The 18,861-nt window shown below is 34.7% G+C and carries 17 protein-coding genes; 11 read left to right on the top strand and 6 right to left on the bottom strand.

The annotated features are described in order from the left end of the window. Positions 1–161 precede the first annotated feature (161 nt). From ACM55F_RS01110 to ACM55F_RS01100, 3 genes are all read left to right on the top strand, one after another. On the top strand, positions 162–1,352 hold the full coding sequence (locus ACM55F_RS01110) for a hypothetical protein (protein WP_416851841.1): 1,191 nt from the start codon (positions 162–164) through the stop codon (positions 1,350–1,352). A 107-nt stretch (positions 1,353–1,459) separates the two neighbouring features. After that, entirely contained in the window at positions 1,460–1,798 is a 339-nt protein-coding gene (locus tag ACM55F_RS01105) for a T9SS type A sorting domain-containing protein (protein ID WP_416851840.1), read from the top strand. 155 nt (positions 1,799–1,953) lie between these two features. Continuing rightward, positions 1,954–2,934 carry a LuxE/PaaK family acyltransferase gene (locus ACM55F_RS01100; protein ID WP_416851839.1) on the top strand — a complete coding sequence of 327 codons (981 nt, stop codon included), beginning with the start codon at positions 1,954–1,956 and terminating at the stop codon, positions 2,932–2,934. A 42-nt stretch (positions 2,935–2,976) separates the two neighbouring features. Here ACM55F_RS01100 and tyrS read toward each other — a convergent pair whose 3' ends face one another. Next, the gene (gene tyrS, locus ACM55F_RS01095; protein WP_416851838.1) at positions 2,977–4,269 is read right to left on the bottom strand and encodes a tyrosine--tRNA ligase; all 1,293 of its coding nucleotides are present in this window, start codon (positions 4,267–4,269) and stop codon (positions 2,977–2,979) included. A 94-nt stretch (positions 4,270–4,363) separates the two neighbouring features. On the opposite strand from tyrS, the gene ACM55F_RS01090 reads away from it, so the two are divergent. Further along, on the top strand, positions 4,364–5,365 hold the full coding sequence (locus ACM55F_RS01090) for an NAD-dependent epimerase/dehydratase family protein (protein ID WP_416851836.1): 1,002 nt from the start codon (positions 4,364–4,366) through the stop codon (positions 5,363–5,365). Here ACM55F_RS01090 and ACM55F_RS01085 read toward each other — a convergent pair whose 3' ends face one another. Genes ACM55F_RS01085 through ACM55F_RS01075 form a run of 3 tightly spaced genes read right to left on the bottom strand, consistent with a single transcriptional unit; the run spans position 5,366 to position 7,904 of the window. Then, entirely contained in the window at positions 5,366–5,815 is a 450-nt protein-coding gene (locus tag ACM55F_RS01085; protein ID WP_416851835.1) for a DUF4296 domain-containing protein, read from the bottom strand. It lies immediately after the preceding gene. A gap of 10 nt (positions 5,816–5,825) precedes the next feature. Beyond that, positions 5,826–7,166, bottom strand: a complete 1,341-nt coding sequence (locus tag ACM55F_RS01080) for a dihydroorotase (protein ID WP_416851834.1) — start codon at positions 7,164–7,166, stop codon at positions 5,826–5,828. 12 nt (positions 7,167–7,178) lie between these two features. After that, positions 7,179–7,904 (bottom strand): polyprenol monophosphomannose synthase, encoded by a 726-nt coding sequence (locus ACM55F_RS01075; protein WP_416851832.1) that lies wholly within the window; start codon positions 7,902–7,904, stop codon positions 7,179–7,181. A gap of 105 nt (positions 7,905–8,009) precedes the next feature. Here ACM55F_RS01075 and ACM55F_RS01070 point away from each other — a divergent pair, with 105 nt between their 5' ends. From ACM55F_RS01070 to ACM55F_RS01060, 3 genes are all read left to right on the top strand, one after another. After that, a complete protein-coding gene (locus ACM55F_RS01070) occupies positions 8,010–8,681 on the top strand; it encodes a DUF4271 domain-containing protein (protein ID WP_416851830.1) in 672 nt (223 codons plus the stop codon). 13 nt (positions 8,682–8,694) lie between these two features. Beyond that, positions 8,695–9,444, top strand: a complete 750-nt coding sequence (locus ACM55F_RS01065) for a uroporphyrinogen-III synthase (protein WP_416851829.1) — start codon at positions 8,695–8,697, stop codon at positions 9,442–9,444. Between the two features lie 345 nt (positions 9,445–9,789). Next, positions 9,790–10,260: an Lrp/AsnC ligand binding domain-containing protein gene (locus tag ACM55F_RS01060; protein WP_143387568.1), complete on the top strand. Its 471-nt coding sequence runs from the start codon at positions 9,790–9,792 to the stop codon at positions 10,258–10,260. A gap of 100 nt (positions 10,261–10,360) precedes the next feature. Here ACM55F_RS01060 and ACM55F_RS01055 read toward each other — a convergent pair whose 3' ends face one another. Together ACM55F_RS01055 and leuS are read right to left on the bottom strand one after the other, a co-directional pair. Beyond that, a complete protein-coding gene (locus ACM55F_RS01055; RefSeq protein ID WP_196852946.1) occupies positions 10,361–11,050 on the bottom strand; it encodes a zinc metallopeptidase in 690 nt (229 codons plus the stop codon). 207 nt (positions 11,051–11,257) lie between these two features. After that, the gene (gene leuS / locus ACM55F_RS01050) at positions 11,258–14,122 is read right to left on the bottom strand and encodes a leucine--tRNA ligase (protein ID WP_416851828.1); all 2,865 of its coding nucleotides are present in this window, start codon (positions 14,120–14,122) and stop codon (positions 11,258–11,260) included. 313 nt (positions 14,123–14,435) lie between these two features. Here leuS and ACM55F_RS01045 point away from each other — a divergent pair, with 313 nt between their 5' ends. The 4 genes from ACM55F_RS01045 to ACM55F_RS01030 all read left to right on the top strand — a co-directional run bounded on the left by ACM55F_RS01045 (position 14,436) and on the right by ACM55F_RS01030 (position 18,847). Then, positions 14,436–14,783 carry a winged helix-turn-helix domain-containing protein gene (locus ACM55F_RS01045; RefSeq protein WP_416851827.1) on the top strand — a complete coding sequence of 116 codons (348 nt, stop codon included), beginning with the start codon at positions 14,436–14,438 and terminating at the stop codon, positions 14,781–14,783. Between the two features lie 159 nt (positions 14,784–14,942). After that, positions 14,943–17,510: a TonB-dependent receptor gene (locus ACM55F_RS01040; protein ID WP_416851826.1), complete on the top strand. Its 2,568-nt coding sequence runs from the start codon at positions 14,943–14,945 to the stop codon at positions 17,508–17,510. A 130-nt stretch (positions 17,511–17,640) separates the two neighbouring features. Continuing rightward, positions 17,641–18,516 carry a cell division protein FtsX gene (locus tag ACM55F_RS01035; RefSeq protein ID WP_416851825.1) on the top strand — a complete coding sequence of 292 codons (876 nt, stop codon included), beginning with the start codon at positions 17,641–17,643 and terminating at the stop codon, positions 18,514–18,516. A gap of 91 nt (positions 18,517–18,607) precedes the next feature. Beyond that, complete coding sequence (locus tag ACM55F_RS01030; RefSeq protein ID WP_416851824.1) at positions 18,608–18,847, top strand: DUF3098 domain-containing protein; 240 nt, start codon at positions 18,608–18,610, stop codon at positions 18,845–18,847. Positions 18,848–18,861 lie beyond the last annotated feature (14 nt).

Below are 18,861 nucleotides of genomic sequence, written 5' to 3'. Positions count from 1 at the left end.
ATATGGCTCTTTTTTTATTTTAAACAAGTAACATAAAGTTTACATGAAATTCATTGTTATATAATACTTTAATAACAATTACGTAACTAAATTAAAGAAGATACAGTGTACTTTTGAATATAATAAATAACAAAAAAATTATAATTTTAAAATCATTAAAAATGAAAAAATTAGTATTCAGCCTTGCCTTATTAAGCTTAGTTTTTACAAGTTGTACATCAAGTGACGACGAAGTAACAACTACTCCGCCAATAGCAACAGGCGATATTACAGGTGATATTACAGCGGCTAAAACTTATGCAAAAGGCGTTTATACAATTAGCGGTACAGTTAGAGTAAAAAGTGGTGCTACATTAACTTTTGAAGCTGGTTCAGTAGTCACTGCGGATGTGACTGATGGTGCAGATGCTTTATTGGTAGAAAACGGAGGGAAATTAAATATTTCAGGTACAGCAGCAGAACCAGTTGTATTTACTGAAAAATCAAAAACTGCAGGTTCTTGGGGTGGAATAATCATGTTTGGAGATGCTCCTATCGTATCTGGAAAAAATACTACTACTGGAACTCCTATAACAACTGCTACTTCAGAAGATGGTACTAACATTGTTTATGGTGGTACAAATGCGACTCACAACGGTGGTTCTTTGAAATATGTTCGTGTGGAGTATGCAGGTAAAAAAATCCTTGATGGAAATTCTGAAATGAATGGGTTTTCATTCTACTCAGTAGGTTCTGGAACAGTATTAGAAAACCTTGTGGCTTACAAAGGAGCTGATGATGGTTTTGAATTTTATGGAGGAACTGTAAGTGCTAAAAACCTTATTTCTTATGGAAACACAGATGATTCTTTTGACTGGCAAGATGGATGGCAAGGTCAAGCCAATACTAACTGGTACGCTTATCAAACTGGAGCTGGAAATTTTGGAATGGAAATCGAAGCAAAAAGTGTGAACAATGCATTTTTTCCAAAAGTATCTAACATCACTTTAAGAAGGGCTGCCGGAACGGTAACGGAAGCTGGTAACCCACTTGAAATAGATGCAATCCAATTCAAAAAAGAAGGAAACGGAGAATATAGCAATGTAGTAATTTCAGGTTACACAACTGCTAATGCTACTTCAGTTAGAATACAAGATGCAGCTACAAATACAAATCAAGTTCTTACTGGTAAAATAAAAATGCTAAATGTAAAAATTGCTGACAACACTACTTTATGGGGTGCTGGTGCAACTACTTTTACGGTAGCTTTCCCAACTGCAAATTTTACAACTGGTACAACTGCAACTGGAGCTGCATTGACTCCTGGAGCTTGGGCTATAGTTGACGGTGTTAATTTATTAGGAAATCTATAACAAACACTAAAATATTTTATATCAAACATCCTGATTTTCAGGATGTTTTTTTTTGTGGTACAGTATTTGAAATATTTTTTATATATTTACAATAACAAATCGAAATCATGGCAAAAAACTACTTTTATATTATTATCTTATTGGTTTTTTTCTTTTCCATGAGCCTCACCGCTCAAGAAAACAAGCAACAGCCAAGAACACAAGAAACTGCTTCGATAGAGGGTCTAAGTTTGTACCCAAACCCCGTAAGCAATGGTAAGGTCTACATTTCTTCAAAAAATGACTTAGATAAAGAGATAATTATCTTTGATGTTTTAGGAAAAAAAGTACTCCAAACAATGATTAGTTCAAGAGAACTAAATGTCTCAAATCTTACTTCAGGTGTTTATATCATAAAAATCAATGAAAATGAAGCATCGGCAACAAGAAAATTAATTGTACGATAATAACTCCACACAAAAATTTAAAGCTCCAATTTTATTGGAGCTTTTTTTATTATAAAATACCTCCGCCATTTATCAAATTCAAGAAAAACACTTTCAAAGAGTTTCTGTTTCTAAGTGCTAACATTTTTTTTACCTACTTTTGTAAAAAACAATTCTTGATTCCAACTACTGATATATTTTCCATTTCGAGCCAAAAGCTATTTGAAAAAATAGCCTTAAAAGTGTTCCGTTTCCAATACGAAAACAACTTAGTCTATCAAGAATTTTGTGATTTTTTGAAAACAGATCCTCATAAAGTAAAATCATTACAGCAGATTCCTTTTCTACCAATTCAGTTTTTCAAGAGTCATCAGATAGTTTCTAATACAGACGCAATTGAAGAAACGTTTACCAGCAGCGGAACAACGGGAATGATTACCAGTACCCATTTAGTCACTGATGCTTCCATATATGAAGAAAGTTATCGCAAAGGATTTTCTCAATTTTATGGAAACATTGAAGATTATCTTATTTTGGCTTTACTTCCTTCTTATCTTGAAAGAGAAGGTTCTTCATTGATTTATATGGTCGAAGATTTGATTACACTTTCCAAGCATCCGGAAAGCGGTTTTTATCTGCACAATCATGACGAACTTATAGCCAAACTCACTGCCTTAGATCAAGCTGGACAAAATGTCATTTTGATAGGAGTTACTTATGCTTTATTAGATTTGATTGAAAAACATCCTTTTCAACTGCAAAATACTATTATCATGGAAACGGGCGGAATGAAAGGCAAACGAAAAGAAATGATTCGAGAAGAATTACACGAACAATTGTGTAAAGGATTTGGCGTTTCGGCTATTCATTCTGAATATGGAATGACCGAATTACTTTCGCAAGCCTATTCTTTAGGAAATGGCGTGTTTGAATGCCCTTCCTGGATGCAAATCCTAATTCGTGACACTGAAGATGCTTTGACCTACATTCAAGACGGAAAAACAGGAGGAATCAACGTGATTGATTTGGCCAACATTAATTCCTGTTCGTTTATTGCCACACAGGATTTGGGCAAAAAAAATCCCAACAACTCTTTCGAGGTATTGGGACGTTTTGATAATTCTGATATTCGAGGTTGTAACCTAATGGTAATTTAAAGTTTATTGGTAATTTGTTTAATCGGTTAAACAAATAAACGGTTAAACAATTCTCACCACAAAATAATTTTTCTTTCCACTTTGCAACAATACAAATTGATTATTGATTAAATCTTTGGTCGAAAGCACAAAATCTTCGGCAACTTTTTCTTTATTTACCGAAATAGAATTAGCTGTCAAAGCGCGTCTTGCTTCACCATTCGATTTCATAAAACCTGTTTTTTCGTTCAAAACAGCAACAATATCAATTCCGGCTTCAATCTCGTTTCTGGTGATTTCCGCTTGAGGAACACCATCAAAAACATCCAAGAAAGTCGCTTCGTCTAATTGTTTCAAATCATCTGAAGTAGAATTCCCGAACAAAATATTCGATGCTTTTATCGCATTTTCTAAATCTTCTGCTGAATGTACCATCACCGTAATTTCTTCTGCTAAACGTTTTTGCAACAAACGTAAATGTGGTGCTTCTCTATGTTTTTCGGTGAAAATCTCAATTTCCTCTTTCGATAAAAAAGTAAAAATCTTAATATATTTTTCCGCATCTGCATCGGATGTGTTCAACCAATATTGGTAAAATTTATATGGAGAAGTTCTGGCTGCATCCAACCAAATATTCCCACCTTCTGATTTTCCGAATTTTGTTCCATCCGCTTTTGTAATCAACGGACAAGTCAATGCATACGCCTTTCCGCTGGCTATTCTGCGCACTAATTCGGTTCCTGTGGTAATGTTTCCCCACTGGTCACTTCCACCCATTTGTAGTGTACAATTTTTATTTTTGTACAAATGTAAAAAGTCATATCCTTGAACCAATTGGTACGTAAACTCCGTAAATGACATTCCTTCGGCAGCTTCAGAAGACAAACGTTTCTTCACTGAATCTTTGGACATCATATAATTTACCGTAATGTGCTTTCCAATATCCCGAATGAAATCAAGAAATGAAAAGTTCTTCATCCAGTCGTAATTATTCACTAATTCAGCCGCATTAGCCGCATCAGAAGTAAAATCAAGAAAACGAGCCAATTGTCCTTTTATAGCTTCTTGATTGTGTCGCAATGTCGCTTCGTCCAATAAATTTCTTTCATTCGATTTTCCTGACGGATCACCAATCATTCCTGTTGCACCACCCACTAACGCTAATGGTTTATGTCCCGATAGTTGAAAATGTTTCAATAACATCACTCCTACTAAATGTCCTATATGCAATGAATCGGCAGTTGGGTCAATTCCCACATACGCCACACGCATTTGTTCCATCAAATGTTCTTCTGTGCCAGGCATAACATCGTGGAGCATTCCTCTCCAAGTTACTTCTTCAATAAAATTCTTCATCTTTTTAATCAATTTGCACAAAGATAAAATTTATTGTGGATTCGGTTATTTGTTTATTAGGTTATTCGAAAAAAATTATTCGTATTTTCGTAGCATGATTTTAGTCACAGGAGGAACAGGTTTAGTAGGCGCACATTTATTGCTTCATTTAATTGAAAATGGAGAAAAAGTACGCGCTATTTATCGCAATACAAAAAGTATAGAAAAGACTAAAAACTTATTTAAGTTATATAAAAAGGCTGATTTATTTGATACAATCGAATGGATTCAAGCTGATATTACTGACATTCCTGCTTTAGAAAAAGCTTTTGAGGAAATCGATTACGTGTACCATTGCGCCGCTTTGATTTCTTTCGATCCGAAAGACGAAGATTTAATTCGAAAAACCAACATTGAAGGAACCGCAAATATTGTCAATTTTTGTATTGCCAATGCTATAAAAAAACTGTGTTTTGTGAGTTCAATTGCTGCACTTGGCGATTTAGCACCACATGAAAAAGTTCTAACAGAAGAAACTGAATGGAATCCCGAAAAGCCGCACAGCGATTATGCCATTTCTAAATATGGCGCCGAAATGGAAATATGGCGTGGACAGCAGGAAGGATTGCAAGTGATAATTATAAATCCTGGTGTTATTATTGGCCCCGTCCCGAAGTGTCGGGATTGGGAACAGGGAAGCGGACAACTTTTTATGAAAGTAAAAAAAGGATTGTCATTTTACACGCTGGGAAGTTCCGGATTTGTTGCCGTAACTGATGTAGTCCGAATCGCAACTCAATTAATGGAAAGTGAAATTTATAATGAACGATTTACATTGGTTGCAAAAAATGTCATATTCCGTGATATATTAAACAGTATTGCTGACACCCTTCGCGTAAAAAGACCTACGTTTCATGCGAAACCGTTGTTTATGGAAATTAGCTGGAGGATTGATTGGGTACTATCGAATGTTTTCATGAAAGAGAGAGCGTTGACTAGCGCTACGGCAAAAGCATCTTATTCTAAAAATGAGTATTCTAATGAAAAAATTACAACTGCTTTAAAAACTGAGTTTTTAGACATTCATCAGTACATCAAAGAAATTTCAATTTTGTAACTAAAGCCGTTTTCTTTGATTGATTTCTAATGAATCTATCAGTTTGGTTGTTGGTGAAACTGGTTTTTCAATTGTTTTTTTCTTCTTCTTATTCTTTTTTTCTTCAGCCTTAATTATAGTAGCTATCTCCTCTTTCTTTTTAGTTAGCCTATCTTCTAATTCAACAACAATAGCTGTATATTCTTCATAATTAGAAGCATAGTACGTATTGCTTTTAGCAAATTGCAGACTGTCGATTTTATATTTTTTATAAATATATTTTTTTGGATTTATTTTAAAGGTATCCAAAGAAGCTGGGTTTTGGTATTTAATAGCTTCCAGCAACGACAAATCGTACATAATATTAAGCATCACTTCTTTTTCTATAAGACGATCCGGTTTTTTTACAACCTCCTCCTTACAGCTAACAAATATTAAAATAATCGCTAAAAGTGATATTATTTTCTTCATTTCTTCCCTTTTATCTGTCAAATAACAATCGTTTCCCTGCACGAATTTCTTTCACTTTAAAAGCCGTATAAACTAATTGCCCGTTAACAAAAGTATGGGTAATTCTAGATTTAAAAGTAAATCCTTCAAATGGTGACCAGCCGCATTTAGCAAGAATATTCTCTTTTTTAACGCTCCATGGCAAACCTGAATTTATTATGACTAAATCGGCATAATACCCTTCTTTTATAAAACCACGTTTCTCTATTTTGAAAATCTTAGCCGGGTTATGACACATTTTTTCAACAATTTTTTCAATACTGATTTTACCTTGATGATGCGCTTCAAACATAGCCACGACAGCATGTTGCACTAAAGGCCCACCAGAAGGAGCTTTAAGATACGGTAATTTTTTTTCTTCCAATGTATGTGGCGCGTGATCCGTTGCAATCACATCAATTCTGTCATCGAGCAACGCTTCCCATAACACTTTTCGGTCATTAGCTGTTTTTACCGCCGGATTCCATTTAATTAAATTGCCTTTGGTTGCATAATCCTCATTGGTAAACCATAAATGATGTACACAAACTTCAGCAGTAATTTTCTTGTCTTCCAATGGGATTTTATTCGTAAACAAATCCATTTCTTTGGCAGTTGAAAGATGAAAAATATGCAAACGTGCACCCGTTTTTTTAGCCAGAGCAATCGCTTTTGAAGATGAAATATAACACGCTTCTTCACTTCGGATAAGATGGTGGACCGTTACGGGGACATCTTCGCCAAACTCTTCTTTGTACTTTTCTAAATTATTTTTGATGGTGGTTTCATCTTCACAATGAACTGCAATAAGCATTGGTGTACTTGAGAATATTTTTTCTAGAGTAGCTTCATTATCCACCAACATATTACCTGTAGATGAACCTAAAAATATTTTTATCCCTGCAACATTCTTCGGATTTGTTTTAAGAACCTCTTCTAAATTATCGTTTGTTGCACCCATCATAAAAGAATAATTCGCATAGGATTTCTCCGCAGCAATTTTATATTTTTCTTCTAAAATTTCTTGTGTAACTGCATTAGGAACCGTATTAGGCTGCTCTATGTAAGAAGTAATTCCTCCTGCAACTGCAGCTTTAGATTCTGATTCTATATCTCCTTTGTACGTAAGACCCGGCTCTCTAAAATGAACCTGATCGTCTATCGCGCCCGGAATTAGATAATTCCCTTCAGCATCAATGATTTTACATTGAGAAGATTTTGCACTTATGCTTTCTGCAATTTCAACAATTAAGTCGTCTTCAATTAGTACATCGCCTTCAAAAATCGTTCCTTCATTTACTATTTTGGCATTCTTAATTAAAATCCTGTTCATCGTATCTTCTGCTTATAATGTGTTGACTAATTTTTTTAATCTAAGTGAAATAACCCCAAAAACTGCTTCAACAATTATAGAGTTACTCATTTTGGATTGTCCTTTTGTTCTATCCGTAAAAATGATGGGAACCTCAACAATTTGGAATTTCTTACAGTAGGTTCTGTATTTCATTTCAATTTGAAAGGCATATCCAACAAATTTTATCTTATTTAAATTGATACTTTCCAGTACTTGCCTTTTATAACAAACAAAACCTGCTGTAGCATCATGAATTTTCATTCCGGTTATTAACTTAACGTAAACAGAAGCAAAATATGACATTAGCACTCGACTTAAAGGCCAGTTAACCACATTTACACCGGTTACATATCGGGAGCCAATTGCTAAATCAGCATCTCCTAAATGACACGCATCATATAATTTTTCCAAATCATTTGGATTGTGCGAAAAATCAGCATCCATTTCGAAAATAAAATCATATTTACGTTCCAAAGCCCATTTAAAACCATGGACATAAGCGGTTCCTAACCCTGACTTTTTAGCTCTTTTTTCTAAAAACAATCTGTCCTTAAATTCAGACTGAAGCACAACTACTTTATCGGCAGTGCCATCTGGTGAATTATCATCAATAATAAGAACATGAAAAGGCTTGTGTTGAGAAAGCACAGTTCTGATAATGCTTTCGATATTTTCAATTTCGTTATAGGTAGGAATTATAACAATACAATCGTTCATATTTTGAGTAATTTCAACGCAAAAGTAAACTTTTTATGCCATTTGATTCATAATAAATTTATAATAAAAAAGAATGATGTAAAAAATTAGTAATTTTGTATCGCTATGATTGAACATGTACTTCATCCAAGAATAACCGAAAATAAAGACTGGGCCACACTTTTATTTGTGTTGTCTTTTGCTATTATTGCTATTACCAAATCCGTTTTTGAAAATCGTTTTGGTGATTTTGCAAATTTAATTTTTTCAAATAAATACACCAAAATATATAGAGACAGCAGTCACCTTAAAAGCGGCTTTACTGTTGCCTTATTTTTTGTTCAGGTTATTTCCTTTGCCTTTTTTATTCAACTTTCTTTGAGCTATTTTGGATTTGCTTCAAAAACAGATTGGATTCTATACATTCAAATAATTACTTTCCTTATATTTTTTGTTTTATCAAAATATCTGATAGAAAAAATTATTGGCACAGCATTCAATATGGAGGAATTTGTGGAACAATTTAACCTTCAAAAAGTAACTTACAGGACCTATATTGGATTATTTATACTTCCAATCAATATCATTTTGTTCTATTACGACTCAATATCAAGAAATATTCCATTATTTATTATTTCTACAGTACTGATAATAAACATACTAACATATTTAATTTCAATAAAAAATTATCAAAATTTAATATTCGGTAAGTTGTTTTATTTTATTTTATATCTTTGCGCACTTGAAATAGCCCCCTATTATTTTATGTATTATTGGTTTACAAAAGGGAGCGCGTAGAAAATGTTAAAATATGAAAGTGAAAACAATTTTGGTGTCACAGCCCGAACCTAAAGTGGAAAATTCCCCTTACTTTGAGCTTCAACAAAAGCATAAAGTTAAAATTGATTTCAGACCTTTTATTCATGTAGAAGGCGTTAGTGCAAAAGAGATTAGACTTCAAAAAATTGATCTTAATCATTACACGGCAATTATTTTGACAAGCAAAAATGCTGTTGATCATTTTTTCAGAGTTGCTGACGAAATGCGTTTTAAAGTTCCTGAGGGATTAAAGTATTTTTGCCAGTCTGAAGCAATTGCTTTTTATCTGCAAAAATATGTCGTCTATAGAAAACGTAAAATTTACGTAGGTCCTAAAGATTTTGCTGATTTATCTCCACTGATAAAAAAATACAAAGACGAAAAATTCTTATTGCCTGCTTCAGACCAATTAAATGCAGATGCGCCAATAACGCTTAATGCATTGAAAGTAGACTGGACTCCTGCCGTTTTTTACAAAACAGTGATGAGTGATTTATCTGATTTAGCAGATGTATATTATGATGTTTTGGCTTTCTTTAGCCCAACAGGTATCAAATCATTGTTTAAGAACTTTCCTGATTTTGAACAAAACAATACCAGAATTGCGGTTTTTGGAAGTACAACTCAAAAAGAAGCTTTGGATCATGGATTACGCATCGATATTATGGCTCCAACTCCTGGAACCCCTTCTATGACTATGGCTTTAGAAAAATATATCGCTGAAGCAAATAAAGGAAAATAGAAAATTACTTTTAGATACAATCAAAAGCCATTCGTAATCCGAATGGCTTTTTTTATGCAACAAAATTGAACAATTGCATTATTAAAATGAACTTCTATTTCTTATATATTGATAAATACAAACCATATAAGAAATAGAAGTTCATTTAAGCCTTAAAAAAACACAGTAATCTTATATTTTTCATTAACATTAATCGTTTTTATCTTAAATTTGATTTTCAATTCAAACTAAATTTAATAGTTTGGTTTAAAATAATAACTTATGAAATCGCCATGATTCAAAATCACAAACAATAATGGAGAATGGCGATACCATATTCCTATAAAAAACAAATATTAACTTCGTATGAAAATCAACTCCCTTATAGTAGAAATAGACGGTATCGATAAAGAAATTTTACGTGACCTAATGGAAGATGCCCGAAAACCAATTCTTCAAATCGCAAATAAAATAGGGATTTCGGGAGCGGCGATTCACCAGCGATTGCGAAAACTGGAGCAATCCGGTGTGATTTCGGGTTCCAAGTTTACTGTAAATCATAAGATTTTAGGTTATAATACAATGGCGTTTGTTGGGATTTATTTGGACAAAGCAGCCAGAAATCCAGAAGCCGTACGGGATTTAAAGAAAATTCCGGAAGTATTGGAATGCCATTATACTACAGGAAACTGGTCGATTCTGATAAAAATTATTTGTCGTGATAACGAACATTTAATGCATTTGCTCAACACCAAAATCCAAGCGATAGAAGGCGTTTCCAGAACAGAAACATTCATTTCCTTAGACCAACAAATCGACAGACAGATTCAACTTTAGTCAGATTGTTAGATAATTGGATTGTTAGATTTATACGAACACAAAAAAGCCGTTTTTAGTACAAACGGCTTTCTTCTAATTATCTAAAAAATCCAATAATCTAATCTCTTCTGCTTCCTCCCATATAAATCGAAACATAATACAACAGCGTTGCGATAGATCCCAAAGCAGCTACGACATACGTTCTGGCAGCCCATTTAAGCGAATCTTTAGCTCCTGCTTGTTCTTGTTGCGTCAGCATTCTTTTGTTTTCTAACCAAGCCAATGCACGATTACTCGCATCATATTCTACCGGCAAAGTAACAATCGAAAACAAAGTGGTTGCTGCAAAAATGATAATTCCTACCAATAGCAATTGTGGAAAAGTTTTCATCATCAAGATTCCGGCAAGCAAAATCCATTGCATATACGTTGATGCCACATTCACCACAGGTACTAATTTAGAACGCATCGTTAGCCATTGATACCCCACGGCATGTTGCACGGCGTGACCACATTCGTGCGCCGCAACAGCAGCCGCAGCCGCATTTCGTTGGTTGTAAACCGCCTCACTTAGATTCACGGTTTTATCTACTGGATTGTAATGATCCGTCAAACGTCCCGGTGTAGAGATAACTCTTACATCGCGAATTCCATTATCGGCAAGCATTTTTTCGGCGATTTCTGCGCCAGACATTCCGTTTTGTAATTGTAATTTAGAATAATGTTCAAATTTGCTTTTTAGTCTTGAACTAACTAACCAGCTGAAAAGCATAATTGCTCCGGCAAGAATCAAATAACCCATTCCCATATTTTTGTTTTTTAATTTTATTGTTTAAAGTTATAAAAGAATCATCAAAATCTGAACCAATTTTTTACAATGTCAATTTGGCATTCCTAAAATGGAACGCGGATAACGCGGTTGAAACGAATTTGCACGGATTTTTATGGATTAAAATAAAAAAAATCCAAATTCTAAAATAGAATTTGGATTTTTGAACATTTGTAAATTCTATTTTTATCCCACCAAATTAATGATTTTTCCCGGAACAATAATCACTTTATTTGGCGTTCTGCCTTCTAATTGTTTGATGGTTCTTTCGTCTTTCATTACGATTTCCTTGATTTGTTCCTTGGTTAAATTCAAAGGTAAAACCATCGTGAAACGCATTTTTCCGTTGAAAGAAACTGGATATTCTTTGCTGCTTTCTACCAAATGTACCGGTTCAAATATTGGAAAAGCAACCGTTGCAACTGAACCTGTATTTCCTAACAACGACCATAATTCTTCGGCAATGTGCGGTGCATAAGGCGAAATCACAATTGCTAATGGTTCCAAAATAGCACGAGAATGACAATTTTGGGTTGACAATTCATTCACACAAATCATAAACTGAGAAACCGATGTATTAAAAGAGAAACCTTCAATATCTTCCGCTACTTTTTTGATGGTTTTGTGCAATGATTTTAAGTTGTCTTTGGTTGGTTTGTCATTGGTAACAATCAAATCATTTTCATCAAAATACAAACGACATAGTTTTTTCAAGAACCCAAAAACTCCTGAAATTCCAGCCGTGTTCCAAGGTTTTGCTTGTTCCAAAGGCCCTAAGAACATTTCATACAAACGCAACGTATCGGCTCCGTATTCATTACAAATATCATCTGGAGTTACGACATTATATTTGGATTTCGACATTTTTTCAATTTCGCGACCGACTATGTATTTTCCGTTTTCTTCAGTAATGTATTCGGCATCTTTATAATCTTCTCTCCAGTTTTTAAACTTTTCAATATCTAATTCATCTGAAGTATTAACCATTGCAACATCCACATGAATAGGCTGGACTTTTTGTCCATCGATTTTATTTTTAGAAACATACGTATTTGTCCCGTCTAATCTATAGACAAACGCACTCATTCCCAAAATCATTCCCTGATTAATCAGTTTTTTGAATGGTTCTTCTGTTGGAGCAAAACCTTTGTCTTTTAGGAATTTGTTCCAAAAACGGGAATACAATAAATGTCCGGTTGCGTGTTCGCTTCCGCCAATGTATAAATCCACACTTTCCCAATATGCCAAGGCTTCTTTGCTCGCAAATTCATTCTCATTGTGCGCATCCATATAACGCATCCAATACCATGAACTTCCCGCCCAACCTGGCATCGTGTTCAATTCTAAAGGAAATATTGTTTTGTTGTCGACTAAATCCGTATTAACTACTTCATTCGTTTCTGTATTCCAAGCCCACACCAAAGCATTTCCTAAAGGTGGCAAACCTTCTTCGGTTGGCAAGTATTTCTCTACTTCCGGAAGGATGATTGGCAAATGTTTCGCATCAATCATTTGCGGCAAACCATTTACATAATATACAGGAAACGGCTCTCCCCAATATCTTTGACGAGAGAAAACGGCATCACGCAAACGGTAATTCGTTTTTCCTTTTCCTTGGTTTAATTTCTCCAATTCTTCAATAGCTTTTTTGGTGGCTTCTTTGTAATTCAATCCGTTTAGGAAATCAGAATTAGCGATAATCACATTGTCTTTAGAACCATACGCTACTTCAGAAATATCGACATTCGCAAAAATATTTTTGATTTCCTGCATTCCGTTTTGACCTTTGAAGAAATTCGCAAAAGCATAATCTCTTTCGTCGCCACAAGGAACCGCCATAACCGCGCCTGTTCCGTAACCTGCCAAAACATAATCTCCAATCCAAACCGGAATTGGTTCTTTCGTAAATGGATGTTCCGCATATGCTCCCGTAAATACTCCCGAAATGGTTTTCACATCGGCCATACGTTCTCTTTCGGAACGTTTTGACGTTTTTTCTATATACGCTTCCACTTCCGATTTTTGTTCCGGAGTAGTTATTTGTGAAACTAATTCATGTTCTGGCGCCAATGTCATGAACGTAACTCCAAAAATGGTATCAGGTCTGGTGGTAAAAACCGCAATTTTAGCTTCCGAATTTTGAACATTGAATTCTACAGTCGCTCCAACGGATTTTCCAATCCAGTTTCTTTGGCTTTCTTTGATGCTTTCGCTCCAGTCAATATCATTCAAACCTTGCAACAAACGTTCTGCATAAGCCGAAATTCGCATGCTCCATTGCGTCATTTTCTTACGAACAACCGTAAAACCGCCACGTTCTGAAACACCATTTACGATTTCGTCATTTGCCAAAACGGTTCCTAATCCCGGACACCAGTTCACCTCAGTCTCGGCTAAATAAGTCAATCTGTATTGCAGCAAAATTCTCTCCTGTTGTTCTTTTGCGAAAGCGTTCCATTCATTTGCTGAAAAAGCTTCTATATTTTCATCGCAAACCGCATTGACATTTGCATTTCCTTCCGTTGAAAAAATGGAAACCAAAGTCGAAATATCTTCGGCTTTGTCGCTGTTTTTATTGTACCAAGAATTGAATAATTGAATGAAAATCCACTGTGTATGTTTGTAATAATCCGGATTTGAAGTGCGCACTTCTCTACTCCAATCGAATGAAAACCCAATTTTATCCAATTGTTTTCTGTAACCGGCAATTTTATTTCCTTCTTTATCTGTTCCACCATCAATATTTACTGATGTCGTATCTTCCGGACGTTGCCCCGTTTGAATGGCATATTGTTCCGCAGGCAAACCAAAACTATCGTAGCCCATCGGGTGCAACACATTAAAACCTTGGTGTCTTTTGTATCTTGAATACACATCAGAGGCGATGTATCCCAGCGGATGTCCTACGTGCAATCCCGCTCCAGATGGATAAGGAAACATATCAAGTACGTAATATTTAGGTTTAGTTGAATTGTTTTCGGCTTTAAAGGTTGCGTTGTCTAACCAATATTTCTGCCATTTGGCCTCTATTTCGTTCGGATTGTATTTCATTCTACTTTCTTAATTGTTCTTTTAATGGAGTCATGCTTCCGCACACTCAAGTCATAATTAGGTATTTATTTAACCCTTTCAGGGTTTTGAACCCTGAAAGGGTTGCACAAAAATTGAGTGGCAAATTTACGTTTATTGTACATTGTACCAAAGCTATTTCTTTGACAAAGAAAAAAATAAATAATTAATTAAAACTACGTAAAAATACTTATGTTTGTAAAATAATATCTACGTATTTTAAATTTATCAAATCTTACAAAATCTCATTTATAAGCAGTTAGTTGCTTTTCACTATATTTTTTAAAACATACTGATGGAAGAAAATAAAAAATACACCATAGCAGTCAGAATCTGGATTGAAGAAGCTGACGGTCCTTTTTTGGGCATTGGAAAGATATGGTTACTGGAGAATATCGCAAAAACGGGTTCTATCACTAATGCAGCCAAAGAAATGAAAATGGCGTATCGTCAAGCTTGGCAATTAGTGGCAGAAATGAACAAACGTGCCGAAAAACCACTGGTAGAAAAACTACTTGGCGGCAAAGGTGGTGGCGGTGCCAGATTGACGGAGGCAGGAGAAAGAGCCATTCAGACTTTTTATGAATTAGAAAAGAAAATTCAAGATTTTGCCAGAAAAGAAACGTTGAATTTGAAATTTTAAAAAATTTGAATAGCAGTATTCTTTTTAAAACATACTGAAACAAACCAACTATTAAATGAATTAAAGAAAACTAACTACACAACCAAAAACCTTAATCATCAGTAGTATTCCTTTTTAAACATACTGAAAAATCAAAACTATTATGAAATCAAAACTATTATGAAATCAAAATTATATGTAATGCTATTATTACTGAGCTTAAAAAGCTTAGCACAATCCCAAAAAGAAAATTCAAAAACAAGCCGGGACAGCATCAAAAAAGAAATACTTAAAGAAGTAGTCATCACCGCTTCACGTACCCAGGAAACTTTTTTGCGTTCTCCGATAAGTATTGAACAATTAAAATCTACCGATGTAAAAAACATGGGGTCCCCGTCCAATTTTGACGCATTGGAAAACCTGAAAAGCGTACAAATAATCACCCCAAGTTTGGGCTTTAAAGTCATAAACACCCGAGGATTTGCCAACACAACCAACGTCCGGTTTGCCCAATTGGTAGATGGCGTAGACAATCAAACACCGCATTTGGGAGCCCCAATTGCCAATGCATTCGGAGCGAACGACTTGGATATCGATAAAATCGAAATAATTCCAGGAGCAGCTTCTGCATTATACGGGATGAACGCCATCAATGGATTGGCGAATATTCAAACCAAAAATCCATTTGAATATCAAGGGTTGAGCATTCAACAATTAACCGGAGTCAATCATGTTGGGAATATAGACCGCTTTTCACCTCAGCTTTATACCCAAGCTAATTTTCGTTATGCAAAAGCATTAAATTCAAAAATTGCTTTCAAAATAAACGGTTCCACAACTGGAGGCACGGATTGGGTGGCAGACAACAGAACCGATTTGGTTCCAACTATCAATTCCTCAACTAATTTATATGGTACTGACAACCCTGCTTTTGATGAAGTTAATGGTTACGGTAACGAATCGGCAAATAGAAAAACATTGACCTTAAATGGAAAAAAATACGTTGTTGCCCGAACGGGATATAGAGAAGAAGATATTGCAGATTATAACATCCAAAATCACAAAGGAGATGTTGGTTTGTATTTCCGACCAAAAAAAGGACACCAATTAGCTGTTACTTATAGGGGAGCTTTAATTAATACCGTCTATCAGCGCTCCAATCGTTTCAGATTAGAGGATTACACGCTAAATCAATACGCGATCGATTATCAGTCGGATATTTTTCAAATACGAACGTATTTAACTCAAGAGAACACAGGAAAATCATACAATATGCGTTCCCTTGCTGAAAATATGGACAGGGCCTTCAAATCAGATGACCAATGGTTTTCGGATTACATCACCGCTTATAAAAACGCAATAAATGGAGGGTCAAACGTTGCAAATGCTCATAAAACAGCAAGAGAACTATCAAACCGGGGAAGATTTCAACCCGGAACTGATGCCTATAATCAGAAAAAAGACGAATTAGTCAACATCAATAATTGGGATTATGGCGCAGCGCTTAGAGTAAAATCAAGCCTATTCCATTCCGAAGGGGTATTGAATTGGGACAAGCTTTTTTCTTCTTTTTTCAAAAAAATTGACGCACAACTCTTAAGTGGTTTTGATTACAGAACTTACATTATTGTTCCGGACGGAAACTACTTTATTAATCCTGTCAATAGTTCAAAAAATCTAACCTATGGAAAAACGGGTGGATTTACCCAATTAAGCAAAGATTTATTTGATAAAAAACTACGATTGAGCGCAACCATGCGTTTGGACAAAGCGGACTATTTCGATTTGAAATTTACACCACGAATTACCGCAGTATATTCGCCCAAAGAAGAAATTAATTTCAGAGCTTCCTACCAAAGTGGTTATCGATTTCCAAGTATTTTTGAAGGTTTTTCAAATGTAAACAGCGGAGGCGTAAAACGAGTGGGTGGATTACGAATAATGTCAGATGGGATTTTTGAAAATTCTTATACAAAAGCATCCATAGACAAATTTCAAGCCCAAGTTAACAGCGACATTAATACACTTGGTCTAACGCAGGCACAAGCAATTGACAAAAACAAAGCTATAATCCAGAAAAATCCATATACCTATTTACAACCTGAATTTGTTCGTTCTTTTGAATTTGGATTTAGAGGAGTTGTCCTAAAAAAGAGCTTGTTTATTGATGCCGATTTTTATTACAACTCGTATGAGAATTTTATTGCACAAGTTGAAGCAAGTATTCCCAATACAACGGATGCAGCACTTATACCAACTTCACTATATTCTAAAGCTTCTCAAAGTCGCTATCGTTTATGGACCAATTCTAAAAGTAAAATCTACAATTATGGTGGTAGTTTAGGATTAAAATACAAATACAACAATGTGTTTTCATTTTTAGGGAATTTAACCTACACTAAATTAGACCGAACAGATGATAAAGATGGACTGGAAGATGGTTTTAACACGCCTAAATTTATTGTGAATGGAACAGTCATTGCAGAAAATTTATGGAGAAACCTTGGCGCAAGTGTTACGTATCGCTATCAAAATAAATATGATTATGTTTCTTTCCTGGTTAGCGGCGAAGTACCCACCTATTGGTCAATGGATGCGCAAGTAAATTATAATTTTAAAAAACCAGGCGTAACTGCTAAACTGGGAGGAACTAATTTCCTCAACAAAACCTATTATTCTATGTTAGGCGGGCCTTCAATTGGAGGATTGTATTATTTATCATTGACTTGGAATGTTGGTAAAATTTAAAAAAAGAGTCTTTAAAAGATTGGTTTGCTTTTGAAATTTACGTTTATTGTACGAAAGTTAAAACTTTGAGCGTTATTAACTTTAAATAAAGAAATTCTTTATTATTTTTACCCCATAATTTAAGTAAACTATGAGTTCTTCCTTTGATAAATTTCAAAAACGCAGATTAATTTCCTCTTATTTTTCAGTAGTACTAAGTGTATTCTTGGTTTTATTTCTACTTGGAATACTGGGTCTTTTTATTATAAATTCTAAAAAATTAGCTGACGATTTCAAAGAAAATATTGCCATGACGGTCTTTTTTAAGAACGAAGCCAATGACAGCATATTGAAGGCTTTTGGAACCGAATTAAAATCAAGCCGTTTTACTAAATCATACGATTACGTTACGAAAGAAGCTGCTGCTAAACAACATACCGACATTATCGGAGAGGATTTTATGGAATTTTTGGGTGAAAATCCATTGCAAAACTCTTACGATATTCACTTAAAAGCCGATTATGTAATTAAAGATAGTATTGCAAAAATCGAAGCTGGTTTACGCAAAAATCCTATGATATCGGATATTGTATATGACAAACAATTAGTGAATTTGGTCAACGACAACATCAAGAAAGTAAGTATGTGGATTCTAATAATCAGCGGATTCTTAGCCTTTATTGCCGTATTACTGATTAATAGCTCGTTGCGTTTATCAATCCATTCCAACCGATTTATCATTAAAACCATGCAAATGGTGGGTGCCACTAAAGCTTTTATCAGAAAACCATTTGTAATGCGAAGCATAAAACTGGGAATGATTGGCGCAGGACTGGCAGTTCTCGCATTGATTGGGGTTTTGATTTACGTTGAAACAAACTTTCCTAATCTTGGCATATTGGAAGATAAAGCTTTAATTGGATTGGTATTACTGGCTGTTTTGGGAATTGGTGTTTTAATTACTTGGTTAAGCACCTATTTTGCCACACAACGCTTTTTGAATTTGAGAACAGACGATCTTTATTAATTTCAGATTACAGATTAACGATTTTAGAATTCAGATTTAATTACACCATCATAATTCAGCATTTTTAGACGCTGAAATAAATCAAGCATAAATGAAAGATAACGACCAAAAACATGAATTCCTTTTTGACAAAATAAATTATAAAATTCTATTAATCGGAATTGGAGTAATTGGTTTGGGATTTATACTAATGTCTGGCGGAGGAAGTAATGATCCAAATGTGTTTAACGAAGACATCTTTAATTTTAGAAGAATTCGATTAGCGCCCACTACTGTTTTAATCGGTTTTGGAATTACCGTTTATGCCATTCTTAAAAATCCCAAAAAATAGTAAACGGTGAAGAG

The sequence above is a fragment of the Flavobacterium melibiosi genome (assembly GCF_048158545.1).
In the GTDB taxonomy this organism is placed as follows: Bacteria; Bacteroidota; Bacteroidia; order Flavobacteriales; family Flavobacteriaceae; genus Flavobacterium; species Flavobacterium melibiosi.
Note: the sequence above shows the minus strand (reverse complement) of the source record. Positions and strands in the feature narration are given on the sequence as shown.

Excerpts from the sequence above, each read along its gene's own strand:
- ACM55F_RS01065 (WP_416851829.1), top strand. The coding sequence starts at position 8,695 with ATGAAAGTGAAAACAATTTTGGTGTCACAGCCCGAACCTAAAGTGGAA.
- tyrS (WP_416851838.1), bottom strand. The coding sequence starts at position 4,269 with ATGAAGAATTTTATTGAAGAAGTAACTTGGAGAGGAATGCTCCACGAT.
- ACM55F_RS01105 (WP_416851840.1), top strand. The coding sequence starts at position 1,460 with ATGGCAAAAAACTACTTTTATATTATTATCTTATTGGTTTTTTTCTTT.
- ACM55F_RS01060 (WP_143387568.1), top strand. The coding sequence starts at position 9,790 with ATGAAAATCAACTCCCTTATAGTAGAAATAGACGGTATCGATAAAGAA.
- leuS (WP_416851828.1), bottom strand. The coding sequence starts at position 14,122 with ATGAAATACAATCCGAACGAAATAGAGGCCAAATGGCAGAAATATTGG.
- ACM55F_RS01110 (WP_416851841.1), top strand. The coding sequence starts at position 162 with ATGAAAAAATTAGTATTCAGCCTTGCCTTATTAAGCTTAGTTTTTACA.
- ACM55F_RS01090 (WP_416851836.1), top strand. The coding sequence starts at position 4,364 with ATGATTTTAGTCACAGGAGGAACAGGTTTAGTAGGCGCACATTTATTG.
- ACM55F_RS01070 (WP_416851830.1), top strand. The coding sequence starts at position 8,010 with ATGATTGAACATGTACTTCATCCAAGAATAACCGAAAATAAAGACTGG.
- ACM55F_RS01085 (WP_416851835.1), bottom strand. The coding sequence starts at position 5,815 with ATGAAGAAAATAATATCACTTTTAGCGATTATTTTAATATTTGTTAGC.
- ACM55F_RS01035 (WP_416851825.1), top strand. The coding sequence starts at position 17,641 with ATGAGTTCTTCCTTTGATAAATTTCAAAAACGCAGATTAATTTCCTCT.
- ACM55F_RS01045 (WP_416851827.1), top strand. The coding sequence starts at position 14,436 with ATGGAAGAAAATAAAAAATACACCATAGCAGTCAGAATCTGGATTGAA.
- ACM55F_RS01080 (WP_416851834.1), bottom strand. The coding sequence starts at position 7,166 with ATGAACAGGATTTTAATTAAGAATGCCAAAATAGTAAATGAAGGAACG.
- ACM55F_RS01030 (WP_416851824.1), top strand. The coding sequence starts at position 18,608 with ATGAAAGATAACGACCAAAAACATGAATTCCTTTTTGACAAAATAAAT.
- ACM55F_RS01055 (WP_196852946.1), bottom strand. The coding sequence starts at position 11,050 with ATGGGAATGGGTTATTTGATTCTTGCCGGAGCAATTATGCTTTTCAGC.
- ACM55F_RS01040 (WP_416851826.1), top strand. The coding sequence starts at position 14,943 with ATGAAATCAAAATTATATGTAATGCTATTATTACTGAGCTTAAAAAGC.
- ACM55F_RS01075 (WP_416851832.1), bottom strand. The coding sequence starts at position 7,904 with ATGAACGATTGTATTGTTATAATTCCTACCTATAACGAAATTGAAAAT.